Raw genomic sequence first — 3,753 nt, 5'->3', positions numbered from 1 at the left:
GACGCCGCGGCGGCCGAGGCCGCCGCCGCCAAGCTGCCCGGCGCCATCGGCATCGGCTGCGACATCACCCAAGCCGGAGGACGTCGCCGCCATGGTGGCGAAGGCGGAGGGCGCGCTCGGGCCGCTCTCCATCTTCGTCAACAGCGCCGCGGTGCTGGACGACAAGCTGTTCCTGGACTCGACGCCGGCGGACTGGAAGCGGATGCTGAGCGTGTGCCTCGACGGGCCCATGCTGGGCCTGCACGCGGTGCTGCCGGGCATGGTCGCGCGCGGCTATGGCCGCGTCGTGTGCCTTGCCTCCGATTCGGCGCGGATCGGCCAGGCGCGCCTGTCCTATTATGCGGCGGCCAAGGCGGGGGTGATCGCGCTGGTGAAGTCGGTGGCGCAGGAGGTGGGCGGCAAGGGCGTGACGCTCAACGTGGTCTCCCCCGGCGCCACCAACACGCCGCTGCGCCAGGCGCGCGAGGCGCAGATGCTGGAGCAGATGGGCGAGGAGAAGTACGCCCGCCGGCAGAAGAGCGTGCTCAAGCTCTACCCCACGGGGCGGATCGGCGAGCCGCAGGACATCGGCGCCGCCATCGCCTTCCTCGCCAGCGCGGAGGCCGGCTGGATCACCGGCCAGGTGCTGAGCGTGAACGGCGGCTTCGTGATGCCGTGAGCACCAAAAAACAAGACCAAGACCACCGCGGGATGAAGCGTTCAAGGATCATCGGACCATGGATTTCAAGCTCAGCGAGGAACAGGCGCTGCTCCAGGATCAGGTGCGCCGCATGGTGCGCGCCGAGATCGAGCCGAGGCTCGCCGCCCACAATCCGGATACGCCGCTGCCCAAGGCGGTGATGCTGGAGATATTCGCCGCGCTCGCCCGCATGGGCCTCACCGCGCCGCGCCTGCCGGCGTCCGCCGGCGGCGGCGAGATGCGCATGCTGGACTACGGCCTGTGCTTCGAGCAGCTGCCGCCGGTGATCGCCATCTCGCTCATCTCGCACGAATGCACCATCGCCCGGCTCCATGCCGAGGGCGGCGCCGCCCATGCCGAGCACCTGCTGCCGGAACTGATCGCCGGCCGCAAGATCGGCTGCACCGGCTCCACCGAGCCCAATACCGGCTCCGACCCGCGCGGCATCGCCACCCGCATCACGCCGAGCGGCGACGGCTATGTGGTGTCGGGCGCGAAGATGTGGATCACCAACGGCACCATCAGCGATCTGATGATCGCCACCTGCCTCGCCGGCCAGGATGCCGGACGGCCGGGCGTGATGCAGCGCGTGCTGATCGAGCGCGACGTCTCGCCCTACGAGGCGCGGGAATCCCGGTTCTGGGCTTCAAGCAGGGGCATCTGTCCGAGATTTCGCTCGCCGACTGCCGGGTGCCGGAGCGCAACCTGCTCGGCCAGAGCGGCGATGCCGCGCGCATCCTCCAGGGGACCTGGGTGGGCAACCGGCCGCTGCTCGGGCTCAGCGCCGTGCACATGGCGCAGAAGGCGCTCGATCTGGCGGTGGCATATGCCGGGGTGCGGCGCCAGTTCGGCGAGCCCATCGGCCGCAAGCAGCTGGTGCAGAGCCGGCTCGCCGACATTGCAACCGCCGTGACAACCAGCCGCCTCCTCTGCTATCGCGCGCTGGCGCTCATCGACGACGGCGCACCGGCCGACGGGGCGTCGGCCATGGCAAAGAGATATGCCACCACCGCATGCGCGGAGGCCGTGTCTTTGGCCATGCAGGTGCACGGCGCCATGGGGGTGGCGGAGGAGACCGGGCTGGAGCGGCTCTACCGCGACGTGCGCATGCTACCGATCCCGGACGGGACCAACGAGATTCTCACCTTGATCCTCGGGCGCGAGCTGACCGGGCTCAACGCTCTGAGGCCCGAGGCGCGGCACCAGGCGGCGGCGGAATAGGCGCGGAGCGCAACGGCGGCAGGGGACGGCAGGGGAACCACATGATCCGAGCGGTAGGACGGGCGCTGGCCATCTTCGATGCGTTCGACGCCCAGCATCAGAGCCTCTCCTTGCAGGAGATCGGCGAGCGCATCGGCATGCCGAAGGCCACCACGTTCCGGCTCGTCAACACGCTGGTGCGCGGCGGCTTCCTGGTCCGGCTCGAGAACCAGCGCTACTGCCTGTCGCTGAAGATCCTGCGCCTCGCCGGCCTGGTGAAGAGCACGCTCGGCATCCGCGAAGCGGCGCGCCCCACCATGGCCGAGGTCTGCCGGCTCACCGGCGAGACGGTCACGCTGAACATCCGCTCGGGCGTGGAGCGCATCTGCGTCGACGTGGTGGACACGCCCTCTCCGCTGATGACCATCGTGCGGCCGGGCGAGCATGTGAGCCTGCTCTACGGTGCGACGGCGCGCCTGCTGCTCGCCTATGCCGGCGACACCGAGATCGACGCCATCCTCGCGTATGCCCAGACCAAGGAGAAGGTGGACGCCAAGGCGCTCAAGGCGGCGCTCGCGGAGATCCGGCGGCTCGGCTATTCCTGCACCTCGGGCCAGCGCATTCCCGGCGTCACCGCCATCTCGGTGCCGATCTTCGACATCAATGACGAGGTGCACTACTCGCTGTCCGTCACCGGGCCGAGCGTGCGCATGGACCCGCGCATCGACGAGTTCACGCAGATCATGCTCACCGCCGGCGCCTCCATCTCCGCCATGATGGGGACCTCGAAGGTGGCGCCCGTCGCGGCGGAGGACGCTCTGGCGGCGGAAGACGACGAGGCCCCCGCGCGCGAGCCCCGCAAGGCGGCGGCGAAGGGTCCGGCCAAGGGACACGCCAACGGACCGGCCAAGAAAGCGACAAAGGAAGCGACAAAGTCGCGGATCACGGCACCGGTCGGCGCGCCCACGAAGGCTCCGGCGCTTGCAGTGGTGGCCGGCCAAGGCAAGAAGCCGCGCGCCGCGGCGGCCCGAAAGACCGTCGCCGACTGAACGGCCGCGAGGGAACGGCCCCGCTTGCGCTCACGCCATTGTGCATGCCAAACGCCGCCCCGCGCCGTTGAATCCAATTATTTGAAGATAAAAGAAAAATTCAGATGCTTCCGGACCTCCCCCCACCGCAAGCGGGTGGGCGCGCCGGCGATTGTGCGCTGCGGCCGGGTTTGACTTTACGTATGGTCCGCCGACCGATCGCACCGCCGGCAGGCGGTAGGTGACCGGCAGTGCGCGAAAGGTGGCGGCATGCGGCTCAGCGGACAGCGGAACGTGCGGCGGCAGGGGCTTCGGTCATGGCGCGCGGGCGCGCGGCTCGGGGCCGGCCTCGCCTTCGCTTTGACCGCTCTCCTTGGAGCCGGCCCGGCCCAAGCGCAGGAAAGCGCCGCCGTCACCAGCCCCCGCGCTGCCGTCACGCTGATCGCCGACGCCGCCCATGTCGTGCCGGGCCAGGACGTGCGGATCGGCCTGCGCCAGGCGCTCGCGCCAGGCTGGCACACCTACTGGAAGAATCCCGGCGATGCCGGCACGCCGCCGGAGATCGCCCTCGCTCTGCCCGAGGGCGCCCGGGCCGGCGAGATCCAATGGCCTGGACCGGACCGCTTCGCCGTCGGGCCGGTGACGAGCTTCGGCTATGGCGGCGAGGTGGTGTTTCCCATCGCCGTGAGCGTGCCGCAGACCCTCAAGCCCGGCGACACCTTCACCGTGTCGGCCGAGGCGAGCTGGCTGGTGTGCGAGAAGGAATGCATTCCCGAGGAGGGCAAAATTCACCCTCGCTCTGCCCGTGGCCGACGCGCCGGCGCCGCCCGCGCCCGGCATCGCCGC

5 protein-coding genes are annotated in these 3,753 nt (G+C 70.2%); all 5 read left to right on the top strand.

The genetic code is table 11. The annotated features are described in order from the left end of the window. Positions 1–658 (top strand): SDR family NAD(P)-dependent oxidoreductase (locus AC2W7M_RS21805; protein ID WP_486134867.1); only part of this gene is annotated, 658 nt, incomplete at its 5' end. Positions 659–716: 58 nt separating this feature from the next. Then, the gene (locus AC2W7M_RS21800) at positions 717–1,592 is read left to right on the top strand and encodes an acyl-CoA dehydrogenase family protein (protein WP_486134865.1); all 876 of its coding nucleotides are present in this window, start codon (positions 717–719) and stop codon (positions 1,590–1,592) included. Further along, positions 1,493–1,900: an acyl-CoA dehydrogenase family protein gene (locus AC2W7M_RS21795; RefSeq protein WP_486134869.1), complete on the top strand. Its 408-nt coding sequence runs from the start codon at positions 1,493–1,495 to the stop codon at positions 1,898–1,900. The genes AC2W7M_RS21800 and AC2W7M_RS21795 overlap by 100 nt, the downstream gene beginning before the upstream one ends. Positions 1,901–1,941: 41 nt before the next feature. After that, positions 1,942–2,928: an IclR family transcriptional regulator gene (locus AC2W7M_RS21790; protein WP_486134863.1), complete on the top strand. Its 987-nt coding sequence runs from the start codon at positions 1,942–1,944 to the stop codon at positions 2,926–2,928. 249 nt (positions 2,929–3,177) lie between these two features. Continuing rightward, the coding region (locus tag AC2W7M_RS21785; RefSeq protein ID WP_486134861.1) for a protein-disulfide reductase DsbD domain-containing protein at positions 3,178–3,753 on the top strand (576 nt) is incomplete at its 3' end.

This window comes from Xanthobacter sp. BG11Y11_SDJG (genome assembly GCF_057364445.1).
This window is presented reverse-complemented; position numbering and strand designations above follow the sequence as displayed.

Coding starts and splice junctions, on each gene's coding strand:
- AC2W7M_RS21790 (WP_486134863.1), top strand. CDS start 1,942: ATGATCCGAGCGGTAGGACGGGCGCTGGCCATCTTCGATGCGTTCGAC.
- AC2W7M_RS21800 (WP_486134865.1), top strand. CDS start 717: ATGGATTTCAAGCTCAGCGAGGAACAGGCGCTGCTCCAGGATCAGGTG.